Annotated in this window: 16 protein-coding genes; 13 read left to right on the top strand and 3 right to left on the bottom strand. The window is 65.4% G+C overall.

Translation table 11 applies throughout. From position 1 onward, the window contains the following. The first annotated feature begins 6 nt into the window (after window positions 1-6). From EBB56_RS16735 to EBB56_RS16710, 6 genes are all read left to right on the top strand, one after another. Window positions 7-654 (top strand): urease accessory protein UreE, encoded by a 648-nt coding sequence (locus tag EBB56_RS16735; protein WP_124804869.1) that lies wholly within the window; start codon window positions 7-9, stop codon window positions 652-654. Further along, entirely contained in the window at window positions 654-1,349 is a 696-nt protein-coding gene (locus EBB56_RS16730; RefSeq protein ID WP_045992493.1) for an urease accessory protein UreF, read from the top strand. The genes EBB56_RS16735 and EBB56_RS16730 overlap by 1 nt, the downstream gene beginning before the upstream one ends. Before the next feature lie 101 nt (window positions 1,350-1,450). Beyond that, window positions 1,451-2,101: an urease accessory protein UreG gene (gene ureG / locus EBB56_RS16725; protein WP_045992492.1), complete on the top strand. Its 651-nt coding sequence runs from the start codon at window positions 1,451-1,453 to the stop codon at window positions 2,099-2,101. Window positions 2,102-2,157: 56 nt separating this feature from the next. Next, window positions 2,158-2,772 (top strand): HupE/UreJ family protein, encoded by a 615-nt coding sequence (locus EBB56_RS16720; RefSeq protein ID WP_083970370.1) that lies wholly within the window; start codon window positions 2,158-2,160, stop codon window positions 2,770-2,772. A 169-nt stretch (window positions 2,773-2,941) separates the two neighbouring features. Beyond that, complete coding sequence (locus tag EBB56_RS16715; protein WP_045992491.1) at window positions 2,942-4,384, top strand: phospholipase D-like domain-containing protein; 1,443 nt, start codon at window positions 2,942-2,944, stop codon at window positions 4,382-4,384. A 189-nt stretch (window positions 4,385-4,573) separates the two neighbouring features. After that, the gene (locus EBB56_RS16710; RefSeq protein WP_045992490.1) at window positions 4,574-4,795 is read left to right on the top strand and encodes a DUF1049 domain-containing protein; all 222 of its coding nucleotides are present in this window, start codon (window positions 4,574-4,576) and stop codon (window positions 4,793-4,795) included. Here the strand turns inward: EBB56_RS16710 and EBB56_RS16705 are convergent. Next, window positions 4,731-5,714, bottom strand: a complete 984-nt coding sequence (locus tag EBB56_RS16705) for a YihY/virulence factor BrkB family protein (RefSeq protein WP_124804868.1) — start codon at window positions 5,712-5,714, stop codon at window positions 4,731-4,733. The genes EBB56_RS16710 and EBB56_RS16705 overlap by 65 nt on opposite strands. Window positions 5,715-5,825: 111 nt before the next feature. Between EBB56_RS16705 and EBB56_RS16700 the strand changes: the two genes are divergently transcribed. The 5 genes from EBB56_RS16700 to dcd all read left to right on the top strand — a co-directional run bounded on the left by EBB56_RS16700 (window position 5,826) and on the right by dcd (window position 10,402). After that, complete coding sequence (locus EBB56_RS16700) at window positions 5,826-6,224, top strand: DCC1-like thiol-disulfide oxidoreductase family protein (protein WP_124804867.1); 399 nt, start codon at window positions 5,826-5,828, stop codon at window positions 6,222-6,224. 180 nt (window positions 6,225-6,404) lie between these two features. Next, a complete protein-coding gene (gene arfB, locus EBB56_RS16695; protein WP_045992488.1) occupies window positions 6,405-6,815 on the top strand; it encodes an alternative ribosome rescue aminoacyl-tRNA hydrolase ArfB in 411 nt (136 codons plus the stop codon). Window positions 6,816-7,063: 248 nt separating this feature from the next. Continuing rightward, on the top strand, window positions 7,064-8,695 hold the full coding sequence (locus tag EBB56_RS16690) for a hypothetical protein (RefSeq protein WP_124804866.1): 1,632 nt from the start codon (window positions 7,064-7,066) through the stop codon (window positions 8,693-8,695). Between the two features lie 177 nt (window positions 8,696-8,872). Beyond that, entirely contained in the window at window positions 8,873-9,676 is an 804-nt protein-coding gene (gene apbC, locus EBB56_RS16685) for an iron-sulfur cluster carrier protein ApbC (protein ID WP_185696467.1), read from the top strand. A gap of 159 nt (window positions 9,677-9,835) precedes the next feature. After that, window positions 9,836-10,402, top strand: a complete 567-nt coding sequence (dcd, locus tag EBB56_RS16680) for a dCTP deaminase (RefSeq protein ID WP_045992486.1) — start codon at window positions 9,836-9,838, stop codon at window positions 10,400-10,402. A gap of 117 nt (window positions 10,403-10,519) precedes the next feature. Here dcd and purN read toward each other — a convergent pair whose 3' ends face one another. Next, a complete protein-coding gene (gene purN, locus EBB56_RS16675) occupies window positions 10,520-11,260 on the bottom strand; it encodes a phosphoribosylglycinamide formyltransferase (protein ID WP_124804864.1) in 741 nt (246 codons plus the stop codon). Continuing rightward, complete coding sequence (gene purM, locus EBB56_RS16670) at window positions 11,257-12,330, bottom strand: phosphoribosylformylglycinamidine cyclo-ligase (protein ID WP_108133088.1); 1,074 nt, start codon at window positions 12,328-12,330, stop codon at window positions 11,257-11,259. Before purM ends, purN begins: the two co-directional genes overlap by 4 nt. A gap of 174 nt (window positions 12,331-12,504) precedes the next feature. Here purM and EBB56_RS16665 point away from each other — a divergent pair, with 174 nt between their 5' ends. Further along, entirely contained in the window at window positions 12,505-13,599 is a 1,095-nt protein-coding gene (locus EBB56_RS16665) for an AI-2E family transporter (RefSeq protein ID WP_124804863.1), read from the top strand. After that, window positions 13,596-14,297 (top strand): DnaA regulatory inactivator Hda, encoded by a 702-nt coding sequence (gene hda, locus EBB56_RS16660; protein WP_045992482.1) that lies wholly within the window; start codon window positions 13,596-13,598, stop codon window positions 14,295-14,297. Before EBB56_RS16665 ends, hda begins: the two co-directional genes overlap by 4 nt. The last annotated feature ends 19 nt before the right edge of the window (window positions 14,298-14,316 follow it).

Here is a 14,316-nt window from a genome sequence, read left to right as displayed (position 1 = left end):
TCATCCATGAGTTCGCTATTGTCGCTGACCCGCCGGCTCGGGCCGTTGCCCGTCGGCGATGGGCAAGACGGCGTCCAGGACACCCTGACCCTGAGCTACGACGATCGCATCAAGGGGCGCCTGCGGGTGACCCTGGACAGTGGGCGTGCGGCGGGTCTGTTTCTCGAACGCGGGCCGGTGCTGCGCCACGGCGACGGTCTTCAGGCCGAGGACGGCAGCCGCGTCCGGGTCATCGCTGCGCCGGAACCGGTGGTGACCGCCTGGGTCGCGCCGGGGCCGGACGCTGGCCTTGCGTTGGCTCGGTTGTGCTACCACCTGGGCAACCGTCACGTGACCCTCGGTATCGGCGAGGGCGAGTACCAGGGTGACGCCTGCTGCTACGTGCGCTTTGCGCCGGACCATGTGCTGGAAGAGCTGGCCGAGCGGCTTGGTGCGCGGCTCGAGCACCACCAGGCACCCTTCGATCCCGAGCCGGGCGCCTACACCATGGGTGGGCATTCGCATGGGCATTCGCACAGTGATTCTCATGACCATGGGCACGGGCATTCGCACGAGCATTCGCACGGGCATGGCCATTCACACGGCTCGTCACATGGCTCTTCACACGGCTCTTCACATGGCTCTTCACACAGCCACGCTCAGGAGATCACCTGATGGCCGGGATCGAGTCTGCGTCACAGGCGCACGATGATCTGGCCCTGCTGGGGCTGCTGCAGCTGGTCAGCCCGGCGTTGCCGATCGGCGCCTTCGCCTGGTCCCAGGGGCTCGAGAGCGCCTTCGAACTGGGCTGGGTTCACGATGAGAAGAGTCTTGGCGACTGGCTCGAGGGCGTGCTGGAAGATGGCCTGGCGGTGGCGGAACTGCCTGCCCTGGCGCGACTCGTCGAGGGCTGGCAGCAAGGCAACGAAGGCGTGGTTGCGCACTGGGATTGCTGGCTGGGGGCGGTACGCGAGACCCGAGAGCTGCGCGAAGAGGATCGCCAGCTGGGCGCGTCGCTGGTGCGCCTGATGCGCAGCCTGGGGCTGGCGCCCGAGGCCGGGCTGCCTGACGAGCCTGGCTATGTGACCGCCTTCAGCGCCCTGGCGGTAGCCCGCGGGTTGCCGCCGCGACAGGCCATGCTGGGGTTTGCCTGGGCCTGGCTCGAGAACCAGCTGGCGGCAGCCTGCAAGGCGCTGCCGCTCGGGCATACCGCGGCCCAGCGACTGGTCGAGCGGCTGCGTCCGGCGCTGGTCGAGGCGGTGGGGCGTGCCCTGATCATCGACGATGACGACATGGGGCCGGCGCTGCCGGGGCTCGCCCTGGCCAGCGGCCTGCACGAAACCCAGTACTCGCGGCTGTTTCGCAGCTGAGCGAGTGACAACGATGCCATCGATACCGGGGTATCGACGGCGCCATTCTCCGGTCTTCGACACGTCGGGGAATGGCCTTACATGACAGGCAGGAGAACACCATGACCACTTCAACCACTCCCTCCCAGTGCCTGCGCGTCGGCGTGGGCGGCCCGGTGGGCTCGGGCAAGACGGCGCTGCTCAAGCAGCTGTGTCGGGCCCTGCGTGATCACTACGATATCGCCGTGGTGACCAACGACATCTACACCAAGGAAGACGCCGACTTCCTGACCCGCAACGAGGCGCTGTCGCCGGATCGCATCCTCGGCGTCGAAACCGGCGGCTGTCCGCACACCGCGATCCGCGAGGACGCCTCGATGAACCTGGCGGCCATCGACGAGCTGCACCGCCGCCATCCTGGGCTCGAACTGGTGCTGGTGGAGTCCGGCGGCGACAACCTGTCGGCCACCTTCAGTCCTGAGCTGTCGGACCTGACGCTCTACGTCATCGACGTCTCCGCGGGTGACAAGATCCCGCGCAAGGGCGGGCCGGGCATCACCAAGTCGGATCTGTTGATCATCAACAAGATCGACATTGCCGAGCAGGTGCATGCTTCGCTGGAGGTGATGGACCGTGACTCGCGCAAGATGCGTGGCGAACGTCCTTTCGTCTTCACCAATCTGTATGACGGCGTCGGTCTCGACACCATCATCGGTTTCATTCTCGAGCGGGGCATGTTGCCCGACCGGCGAGCCGAGGCAGTGGAAGCCTGAATCGCCCGTTACCACGCAGCCGAAGCGTTGCGTTCTCAGTCAACAAGGAGTCTGTCATGACACAGCGTTCTCGTGTTTCTTCCCGTTCCCTGGCGATCGCCGGCGCCATGGCCGCTGGCCTTGTCGCACCGCTGGCGCTGGCGCACCCCGGCCACGGCGTCGAGCATGGCGGCCTTGCCGCCGGCCTGATGCACCCCTGGTTGGGGCTCGATCACCTGCTGGCGATGGCGGCTATTGGCCTGTGGAGTCTGGGGCAGGGGGCAGCCATGCGACGCTTTACCCCGCTGATGGCACTGGCTGGCATGCTGGCCGGGGCTGGTCTGGCGCTGTCCGGCGCGCTTCCCGCCGGCGCCTTGCCCGGTGTGGAAGGGGGAATTGCGCTGTCGGTGCTGATCGCCGGGGTCATGGTGGCGGCGCTGATGCGTCTGCCGGCAGCGCTTGGCGGAGGCCTGGTGATCGCCCTGATGACGATGCATGGCATCGCCCACGGCGCCGAGATGCCTGCAGCCGCCTCACTCGTCGCCTACGTGGTGGGCTTTTCGGCCTCGACGCTTGCCATCACCATGCTGGCGCGGGTGCTGGGTGGCCGGCTGGCCAGCCGCGAACAGCGCCTGGTGCGTGCCCTCGGCGCCGCCATCGCGGTCTGCGGTGGGGTGCTGGCGCTGAGCTGAGCGATCTCCCACTGACCGTCGATGGTCTCTCGCGCCCGGCCCTGTGCCGGGCGCGAGCGTTTGAGGCTGCTGCATCGCCCTGCCTGCGACGGCGGAGACGGGTACGTGTTTGGGTGAAACGTTTTGGGCTATGCTCGTGCGCCACGGATGAATTCGCCAAGAGGACGCTATGGCCAGGCTGGGACGCACGATCAAATGGAGCGGGGCAGTACTGCTGGTCGCCTGGGCGGGGATGGGGCTGTGGCAGAGTATCAAGCCACTACCGGAAAACGTCGGCAAGGCCTGGCCCGAGCGGCCAGTGGGCGAGGTCGAATTTCTCGCCGATCGAACCTGGTATGACGAGGGTGGCCGCCGTCATCTTGATCAGCACATCTTTGACGAAGCGGTGGCGATGATCGAGGGTGCCCGCCGGCTGATCGTCGTCGACATGTTCCTGTTCAATCGCCTCGAGGGCAGTGGCGGGGGCGACTTTCTGCCCCTGGCCGAACGCCTTGCCGATGCGCTGATCGCCGCCCGCCAGCGCCAACCGGCGCCGCGAGTGGTAGTGATCACCGACCCCCTAAATACTCTCTATGGAGGCCAGCGGGTGCCGCTCTATCAGCGCCTCGAGGCGGCGGGGGTCGAGCTTGCCATCACCCGTCTCGATCGCCTGCGCGCCTCCAACCCGCTGTGGTCAGGCCTTTGGCATCTGGGACTGGATCGGCTTGGCAACGACCCGGACGGGGGCTGGCTGCCCAATGCCTTCGGTGGCGAGCCGGTGACCCTGAGAAGCTACCTGGCGCTGCTCAATTTTCGCGCCAATCATCGCAAGACGCTGACGGTGGATCACGCCGAAGGGTGGTCGACACTGATCACCTCGGCCAATCCTCACGACGGCAGCAGCCTGCACTCCAACGTGGCGCTGAGGATCGATGGGCCGGTGGCCCGTGACGTCATCGCCTCCGAGGCCGAGGTGGCGTCCTGGTCCGGCGTCGAGGTATCGCAGTCGCCAGCGCCCGAGGCCGAGCCATCGGATGGCGCGATGGCGCAACTGCTGACCGAAGCCGCCATCCGTGACGCCGTGCACGCTCAGGTCGATGACACCGTCGCTGGCGATCGGCTGGATGTCGCCGCTTTCTACGTCGCCCACCGCGGGGTGGTCCAGGCGCTGAAGGAGGCCAGCGAGCGAGGAGTGGCGGTTCGGGTGCTGCTTGACCCCAATCGTGAGGCCTTCGGTTTCGAAAAGGGAGGCCTGCCCAACCAGCCGGTGGCCGAAGAGCTGTTGGACGCGGGCGTTCAGGTGCGCTGGTGTGTCACCGACGGTGAGCAGTGCCACAGCAAGGTGGTGCTGGTGAGAAGGGGTCCGGCGCAGGACGAGCTGGCAGACGCCGTGATTCTGGGCTCGGCCAACCTGACCCGACGCAATCTCGACGATTTCAATCTTGAAAGCAGCGTCTTGCTAAAAGGGCGAGGGGTCGCCGCCATCGACGAAATCGGCGCCTGGTTCGACCAGCGCTGGGACTCGAGCGACGGACGTCGAACCAGCCGAGCCTGGGCGCCGCGGGACGAGGCTGGCTGGTTCGATGGCTGGCGCTATCGATTGATGGAGGCCAGCGGCCTGTCCACCTTCTGACCTCGCTGGTGGGCTGTGCAGGACGGTGGAGATACCGACGCGGGAGCAGGATGTGCCTCGACCGGCCAGCTTGACAGTCCGCCACCCCGCGACCATGTTTCACACGCTGGCCGACGCTCGATTTGACACAATTTCGAGCTCGGCGTGGCGACATCGCAACGCCCGTGTCGGGCACAAGGAGAGTCTTCGATGGAAAAGTTCTGGTTGGTGGTAAAGGTCGTGATTCTGGCGCTGATCGCCATCCTGGTGGTGCAGAACATCGAGATGGTGCAGGTGAAACTGCTCGGCTGGACCATTGCCATGCCGATGGCCCTGCTGGTGGTGGTGATCTACCTGCTGGGCATGATCAGCGGTCGCGGCCTGATGGGGCTGATTCGTCGCCTGCAGGGCAAGGAGCCGCAGCGCCGCTGAGGGCATCGACCCGCGAGCGCTTGCGAGGGTCCTGGTGCCAGGGCAGGCCGAGGCGGCAGTTGTGCTCGAGCTCTGCGATGACCTGGGCGCCCAGCAGCAGGATCACGGCGCCGATCTCGAGGCTCAGCAGCACCACGATCAGGGTCGCCAGGGGGCCGTAGACCGCGCTTACCAGTGACAGGTTGGCGAAGTAGTAGACCAGGGCGATCCTGACCCCTTCCCACATCAGGGCGGCGGCAAAGCCCCCGGCCAGGGCGCGCCTCAGGGAAATGCGTACCACCGGCAGGACCTTGTAGATGGCGCTGAACAGCAGGAAGACGCCGACGAAGCTGGTCAGGTTGAGGGCCGGCTCCGACAGCGAGGCCATGGGCAGCTCACGGCCGTATAGCGCCATCCACAGTCCATTGAGGGTGCTGGCCAGGCTGACCGCCATGGCCAGCGCCAGCAGCGCCGCACTCAGCACCAGCATGAAGGCGTAGGGCAACAGGAAGGACACCCAGAGGCTGCGGGTGCCCTTGACGTCGGGCTTTCTGAAGATCAGCGCCAGGGCGTCTTCCAGCATGCGAAAGGCGAAGGAGCTGAAGATCAGCAGCACAGGGATGCCGTAGATGCCGATCGCGTCGCGGGAGTCCAGCAGTGCGCGCACCGACTCCAGCATCACCTCGGCGTGGGTAGGGGCGATGTGGCGTGCCTGCATGGCGATCACATTGAGCAGCTGCTGCTCGTCAACGACCTGAGCCATCGCCACCACCATCAGTGCGAACAGCGGAATGGTGGACAGCAGAATATTGAAGCCGACCCCGCCCGCCAGCAGCATTCCCCGATTGTGCAGAAAGTGGGTCAGCACCCGCCACATGAAGAAGGCGAGCCGTGGCAGCAGAGTAAAGACGGCGTGTTGGTACCAGCGCGGTGCTGTCATGGGCCCGAATCGTCCTTGAGGGATAGGGCATGATACGCTGGGAGCCAGTGTCAGCGTCAAACCCTTGCCCAACCAGATGGTCTAAGGGCGGGGGTACGCCGGGAGGAACGAGTGGCATCTGCAGACCAGGAATCCCGCACCGAATCCGACGCCAGGCTGATCTACGATGGACAGTGTCCATTGTGTCGGAGCTTCGTGTCGCGCTACGGACTGTCCAAGGGACGGCTGGAACTTGTTGATGCGCGCCATCACCCCGAAGAGGTCCGGCGTCTGGAGCGTCTGGGCTGTCGCCTGGACGAGGGTATGGTGCTGGAGCTCGGCGACGAGCGCTACCATGGTGATCAGGCGGTACGTATGGCGGCAGTGGCCGGGCGAGGTCGAGGTCCGCTGTCGCGTGGGATGCTGTGGTGGCTGTCGTCGAGACGGCGAGCACGCCTCAGCTATCCGCTGCTCAAGGCCGTTCGTCGTGTCATGCTCAAGGGGCTCGGCGTCGGTCCGATCAGGCCTTGAAGTGTGTCGCTCTCACCGGATGGGGCCGCCGACGGCCTGGCGTTGAGCATCAACATTGAGCATCGGCAACGGGCATCAGCACTGGGTATCAGCACCGGGCATCGGCACCGACCAGCGATACTGGTCACCAACGCCGTTCATCTACCGTTATTTATCACAAGCCACCAGGAGGGAGGCAAGATGCAACTAAGTCGACGTCTGTCGGTCCCTCATAGCGAGATCGCCATGAGTGCGATTCGTGCCCAGGGAGCCGGCGGCCAGAACGTCAACAAGGTCGCCTCGGCGATTCATCTGCGCTTCGATATTCAGGCATCGTCGTTGCCTGACGACGTCAAGGAGCGCCTTTTGGCGCTCAATGATCATCGCATCACCCAGGACGGAGTGGTGATCATCAAGGCCCAGTCGGAACGCACCCAGGAGGCCAACCGCGCAGCGGCACTGGCGAGGCTGAAATCGCTGTTGCAGCAGGGACTGGTGATTCCCAAGGCGCGTCGCGCCACCCGGCCCAGCAAGGCGGCCAAGCGGCGTCGCCTCGAAGGCAAGAAGCAGCGGGGCAAGCTCAAGTCGCTACGCGGCAAGCCGGAGACGTAGCGCATCGAACAGTCGCTGCATCCTGAACGCTTGTGAGGGCGGCTTTCCGCAGACTCCTGCGCTTCGCTAATGGGGCTCGACGCTCTGCGGAAAACATGCTCGGATAGGGTACACGGCAATTTTCTAATGCTCGCTAGCGCGTATTTTTGATGGAGCACACCCCTGACGCGCCCGCAGTCAGGCAGTATGCTGTGATCACTTTGGTCCTCGAACCTCAGGACCCGTCCCACCCCAAGGGAGACCCCCGAATGGAAGAGATCAATCCCGACAAGGACAACAACACCGAGAAGGATGGCAACACCTCCGAGGCGACCCAGTCTTCAGCCTCCGGCAAGGATGCCAAGGAGCTGTTCAAGGACAACCGCGTCAAGGGCCTGGCGGCGGTGGCCGGCGTCAGCCTGATCTGGGCCATCGGTGCCCAGCTCAGCGCCAGTTCCAACGGCGAGGCACGCACTGCCCTGACCAAGGAACTCGATGCCAGCGAGTCACGCGTCGAGACCTTGCGCGAGCAGGTGTCCGGGCTGGAGGAGAGCCAGGCTACCCTGGAAGCCCAGCGTGCCGAGCTCGAGAGCCAGGTATCCCAGTGGGAAGAGGCCGAGACCTCGCTTGAGGAAATGCGTGCCCAGCTCGAAACCCTGAAGGCCGAGGAGGCCGAAGCGCGTACCGCCCAGGCGGCAGCCGAAGAGCAGGCCGCCCAGGTACAGGCCGATCTGAAGGAACTCGAATCCACCCAGGCATCCTTGCAGTCCGACCTGGTGGCGGCGCGCAATCGTCTGGAAGAGGCGCAGAACGAACAGCAGCAGCTGGTGGAGCGTCGTGATTCGCTCAAGTCCGAGGCTGAGTCCTTGACCGGTGAGGTCGATGACGCCGAGAAGCGCCTGAGTGATCTGGAAAGCTCCATCGAAGAGAAGCAGAGCGCCGTCGGTTCACTCGAGGAAGAAGTGGCGAGCCTCGAGAGCCAGCAGCAGGAGGCGCAGAAGCAGGCCGAGCAGGCCCAGGCCCGCCTCGAGCAGACGCTGGCCAGCACCGCCGAGCAACGCGAGCAGGCCGAGGCGCGTGTTCGCCAGGCCGAGTCCCGTGCCGAGGAAGCGGTCGCCCGCCGCGATGAGCTGCAGTCCAGGATCGATGAACTCGAGGCCCGTGCCGACGAGCGTCGCCAGCGTCTGGCTCGTCTCAACAATCAACTCGACACCTGGCGCATCGAGCTCGAGAACCTCGATCGTGCCACCGCCGAGCTCTCTGACGGCGCATCCTCCGGTCAAGGCAGCGACAGCGAGGGTAGTGCCGATGAGCAGGCCTCGTCCCAGGGCGAAAGCAGCAGCGGCTCCGTCGAGGTCATCAGCTCCGGGGGTGGCGACCAGAGCAATGGCGACCAGAGTGGTGGCGGCGAAAACAGCGGCGACCAGAGCAGTGATGGCATGAGCCAGGCCGATATCGCCGTTCAGTCGGCGAAGCGGTCGGCGGCAGAGGAACAGTCGTCGCAGGAGCAGGACTCTTCTCAGTCCTCGGGCAACAGCGCGGCCTCGGCCAGCGAGCAGGGCTCCAACGAGAGCGCCGCCGAGGACGAGGACGTGGCCTCGTCCGAGTCCATGGAGAAGACCCCGGGTGGCAGCGAGGGTGATCAGGCTTCTGCCGACGCCTCCCAGAGCGGGGAAGGTTCCTCCGCCGACGCTTCCCAGGCGGATGCGGCCAGCGAAGAGGGCTCCGCCGATGCGGCCGCCGAGGGCGAGGAGTCGTCTACCCAGTGGACCGATGAGGTAGCCTCCGGTGCCGCCGAGGCCGTCGAGACGGTCAAGGACGTGGCCCGTCAGGCTGCCGAGAAGGTGCGCGATGCGGCAGCCTCGGTCACCGACGACGCCAGCACCGAAAGCACCAACTGAGCGTCAGCGAGACGGTTGCCGGCGGTGACGTCGGCAAGGTTGCGGGAAGCAACAGCGGCGGGCCTTCGGGCCCGCCGCTGCGTTTGGCGGTCCCGCTTCGCTTAACCTCGCGCCGCCTGGGCCCTATACTGGCCCGGCGGATTAACCGCGCCCATCTGGAAACAGGAGCGAGACGTGATCGAAGGGGTCAAGCATATCGTTGCCGTGGCATCGGGCAAGGGTGGTGTCGGCAAGTCGACGGTGACCGTGAATCTGGCGCTGGCCATGGCCGCCGAAGGCTATCGCGTCGGCGTTCTCGACGCCGATATCTACGGGCCCAGCCAGGCGCAGATGCTGGGAGTCGGCGAAGGCGTGCGCCCCCAGGCGAGCGGCGAGAACCAGTTCCTGCCGCTGGAGGCCCACGGCCTCCAGGCCATGTCCATGGCGTTCATGGTCGACGTTCGCGAGCCCATGGTGTGGCGTGGCCCGATGGTGGCGGGAGCCTTCCAGCAGATGCTCAACCAGACACGCTGGAGCGACCTGGACTATCTGTTCGTGGACATGCCGCCGGGCACCGGTGACATCCAGCTCACCCTGGCCCAGAAGGTACCGGTGGACGGCGCGGTGATCGTCACCACGCCCCAGGACATCGCCTTGCTGGACGCGCGCAAGGGCATCGAGATGTTCCGCAAGGTCAAGGTCCCGGTGCTGGGCGTGGTCGAGAACATGAGCCTGCATACCTGTTCGAAGTGCGGCCACAGTGAGCCGGTCTTCGGCGAGGGGGGCGGAGAGCGCATCGCTGCGGAGTACGATACCCGGGTGCTGGGGCGCCTGCCGCTGTCGATGGGCATTCGTGAGCAGGTGGACGGTGGACGTCCCAGCGTGGTCGCCGAGCCCGACGGCGAAGTGGCGACGACCTTCCGCACCATGGCGCGTCAGGTGGCCGAGCAGATCGACGGTGACGGTGGCGACCAGGGGCCGAGCATCAGCTTCAGCGAGTAAGGGCCAGCGGAGGGTGACGCCTGGCGGCGTCGCCGGCTGATCCTCATCAAGCGCCTGTCAGGCGCCTATCACCTTTGCATCGTGACGTGGCAGCGAGGGGCCGCTATCATGTGGCCCCACCGAACGCGTCCACTCTTCGAGCACCCAGCAGGAAGTCCCATGAGCATCAAGTCCGACAAATGGATCCGCCGCATGGCCGAGAACGAGGGCATGATCGAGCCCTTCGAGGCCGATCAGGTTCGCTACGTCAACGACCGGCGGGTCATCTCCTATGGGACCTCGAGCTACGGCTATGACGTGCGCTGCGCCGACGAGTTCAAGGTGTTCACCAACATTCACTCGGCGGTGGTCGATCCCAAGGCCTTCGACGAGAAGAGTTTTGTCGACATCAAGGGCGATGTCTGCGTGATTCCGCCCAACTCCTTCGCGCTGGCGCGGACCGTCGAGTACTTTCGCATCCCGCGCAGCGTGCTGACCATTTGCCTGGGCAAGTCCACCTATGCGCGTTGCGGCATCATCGTCAACGTGACGCCGCTGGAGCCGGAGTGGGAAGGTCACGTGACCCTCGAGTTTTCCAACACCACCAATCTGCCGGCCAAGATCTACGCCAACGAGGGCGTGGCACAGATGCTGTTTCTGGAATCTGACGAGATCTGTGACACTTCCTACGCCGATCGTGGCGGCAAGTACATGGGCCAGCGTGGAGTGACTCTGCCGCGCACCTGAGTGCGAAGAGGCGAGGGCTTACCGCTCACGCGACTGCTGCATGCAAGGCCCACAGACAACAAGGCCCGCCGATCGCTCGGCGGGCCTTGTTGTTTCAGGCGACAGCGCGGCCAGATTTCACCGGGACTCGTCGTCCTCGTCGAGTTCCTCGGCGGCGTCCTCGTGGGACAGTCGCATGCCGCCCGGCGGCAGCGGCTGGCCGTCGATGGTCGCGATGTCGCCCTGCAGGCGCAGACGCCCCTCGAGGAACCAGCGTACCGCGATCGGGAAGATCAGGTGCTCACGACTCAGCACTCGCTCCTTGAGGGTCTCTTCGGTGTCATCCTTGTTGACCTTGACCACGGCCTGGATCGCCACCGGCCCGCCATCGAGTTCCTCGGTGACGAAGTGTACGCTGCAGCCGTGCTCGTCGATGCCGTCGGCCAGTGCCCTGGCGTGGGTGTGCAGGCCCTGATAGGCCGGCAACAGCGACGGATGGATGTTGATCATCCGCCCCATGAAGCGCTGGACGAAACGTGGCGTCAGGATGCGCATGAAGCCGGCCAGCACCACCAGGTCAGGCTCGTGGCGCTCGATCACCTTGATCAGGGCGCCGTCGAAGGCCTCGCGGCTGTCGTACTCGCGGTGGGGCAGGGCCACCGCGTTGATGCCGGCATCACGCGCCCGCTTCAGACCGTAGGCGTCGGCGACATTGGACACCACGGCCACGATCTCGCCACCCAGTTCGTCGTGGCTCTGGGCGTCGATCAGGGCCTGCAGGTTGGTGCCACCCCCCGAGATCAGCACTACCACCCGTGGCTGGGTGGCCTCTTCCGGGGTGAAGCCGTTGAGCTCGCCCTCGTTCACGCCCTCGCTCATGACGCCGGCATCTCCAGTTGCACCTGCTCCTCGTCGCCCTGGCGCGCGGCGATGTGGCCAATGCGATGGACGCCTTCGCCCTGGGCCTGCAGGTGAGCGCGGATCTGGTCGGCCTGATCTTCAGGTACCACCAGCACCATGCCGATGCCGCAGTTGAGCACGCGGTGCATCTCATGTTCGTCCACGTTGCCCTGCTGCTTGAGCCAGTCGAACACCGCAGGGCGCTGCCACAGGCTGGTATCGACGTGGGCGGTGAGGTCCTCGGGAAGTACCCGGGGCAGGTTCTCGAGCAGGCCCCCACCGGTGATGTGGGACAGGGCGTGGACCTGATAGTCGTCGTGGCGCAGCAGTTCCAGCAGCGGCTTGACGTAGATGCGTGTCGGCGCCATCAGGGCGTCGCCCAGTGATTGGCCGTCGATGTCGGTGGACAGGTCGGCGTCAGCCACCTCGAGGATCTTGCGGATCAGGGAGTAGCCATTGGAGTGAGGGCCGGATGAGCTCAGGCCCAGCAGTACGTCACCGGCGGCGACCTTGGTGCCGTCGAGGATCTCGTCCTTCTCCACCACGCCGACACAGAAGCCGGCCAGATCGTAGTCGCTACCTTCGTACATGCCGGGCATCTCGGCGGTTTCGCCACCGACCAGAGCACAGCCGGCACGTTCGCAGCCTTCGCCGATGCCGCTGACCACGTCGGCGGCGATATCGACGTCCAGCTTGCCGGTGGCATAGTAGTCGAGGAACAGCAGCGGCTCGGCGCCGGCGACCACCAGGTCGTTGACACACATCGCAACCAGATCGATGCCGATGGTGTCATGGCGACCCAGGTCCATGGCCAGGCGCAGCTTGGTGCCGACCCCGTCGGTGCCGGAGACCAGCACCGGCTCACGGTAGCCGCTGGGCAGCTGGCACAGCGCGCCGAAGCCTCCCAGCCCGCCCATTACCTCGGGGCGGGTGGTGCGTTTGGCGACGCCCTTGATGCGATCGACCAGGGCGTTGCCGGCGTCGATATCGACACCGGCGTCCTTGTAGCTGAGCGAAGCCCTTTCGGGGGAGGAGGAGGAGTCGGTCATGACAGATCCTGTGGAGTCGGTCGACCCGCGGGCGTGGTGCGCACCAGCGGACGAACGTGAGACAATGGGCACGTTGGGGGCGGAGATTGTAGCACTGTGCTTCGGCCATCGCAGCCATGGCACACTATCGGTCGGGCATCACAGGGGATGGTGGTTTCTTTCGGGGAAAAGCGAATGAGCAAGCAGTGGTGGATCGTCGCCGCGGTGGCGGCTGTTGTGCTGTGGTTCTTCGTCAGCATCGAACCGGTGTTGGCGCCCTTCTTCGTCAGCATGGTGCTGGCGTATCTGGGTGACCCTATCGCCGATCGCCTGGAGGAGCGCGGGCTGTCGCGTCAATGGGCGGTTAGCGTCGTGTTTGTGCTGTTGACGCTCCTGGTCGGGCTGACGCTGCTGCTACTGGTGCCGCTGCTGGGACAGCAGATCGGGCAGCTGGTAGAAGCGCTGCCGGCGGTACTGAGCTGGATTCAGAGCACGGTGCTGCCGGAGCTGCAGTCGTTGACCGGGCTCGATCTCAGTACCGACTTCGATGCACTGCGCAAGGCAGTACTGGAAAACTGGAAAGAAACCGGTACCGTCGCCGCCAGCGTACTGGCCCAGGTGTCGCGGTCGGGTATGGCGCTGGTCGGCTGGCTGGCCAATCTGGCGTTGATTCCGGTGGTGACCTTCTACCTGCTGCTGGACTGGGACGTGCTGGTGGGCAAGGTCAGGCGTCTGCTGCCGCGTCAGTGGGAGCCGACGGCCGTTCGGCTGGCCAAGGAGTGCGACGAGGTGCTGGCGGCCTTCCTGCGTGGCCAGTTGATCGTGATGCTGTGTCTCGGCGTCATCTATGCCATCGGACTGACGCTGCTGGGTGTTCGCTTTGGCCTGCTGATCGGGCTGCTCTCAGGGCTTGCCAGCATCGTGCCCTATCTGGGCGTGATCGTGGGGATCTCGGTGGCCGGTGTGGTGGCCTTCTTCCAGTTCGGCGACTGGCTGGTACTGCTGGGCGTGGGGCTGGTGTTCGGCTTCGGGCAACTGGTGGAAAGCACCCTGCTGCAGCCGAAGCTGCTGGGGGACAAGATTGGCCTGCATCCTGTCGCGGTCATCTTTGCGGTGCTGGCCGGCGGCCAGCTGTTCGGCTTCACCGGTGTGCTGCTGGCGCTGCCGGTGGCGGCCATGGTGATGGTCATCTTGCGCTACCTGCATGATACGTATAAGAATTCGTCGCTCTATGACGCGGAGCATGAATCCGACAAGGAGCCCTCCGCCGCCAACGAGGAGTCCTCATGAGTCGAGCCCCCGCGCAGTTGCCTCTGGGCGTCGGACTGCGCGACGACGCGACCTTCGACAACTACCATCCGGGTGCCAACGCCACCCTGGTGGAGTGCCTGAGTCATCAGTTCGATGACAACGGCGAGCCCTTTCTGTACCTGTGGGGGGGCGACGGCGTCGGTCGTAGCCACCTGTTGCAGGCGGCCTGCCACCAGGCCTCCGCGCGGGACCTGCGAACCCTCTATCTGCCACTGGAGGAGCTGGGCCACTTCCCGCCGTTGATGCTCGAGGATGTGGAGCGTCTCGACCTGGTGGCCATCGATGATCTGGATCGAGTGGTGGGGCGCAAGCGCTGGGAGGAGGCGCTGTTCCATGCCTTCAACCGGCTGCGAGACAGCGGCAAGCGATTGTTGATCGCCGCGGATCGCCCGCCCCGGCAACTCGATATCAAGTTGGCGGATCTGGCGTCGCGGCTGACCTGGGGCATGACCTTCCACCTCAGGCAGCTGTCCGACGAGGACCGCATGCAAGCGTTGAAGCTGCGTGCCCACCTGCGTGGCATGGAGTTGCCCGACGAGGTGGCGCGCTACATCCTGCATCGTGGTGCACGCGAGCTCAGTGAGCTGTTTCGCTCGCTCGAGGTGCTGGACAACGCCTCGCTGTCGGCGCAGCGCAAGTTGACCATCCCCTTCGTCAAGAAGGCACTGGACTGGTAGCGGTCTGGGCATCTCCAGG

It is taken from the genome of Halomonas sp. YLB-10 (genome assembly GCF_003856855.1).
Classification (GTDB): Bacteria; Pseudomonadota; Gammaproteobacteria; order Pseudomonadales; family Halomonadaceae; genus Halomonas; species Halomonas litopenaei.
Note: the sequence above shows the minus strand (reverse complement) of the source record. Positions and strands in the feature narration are given on the sequence as shown.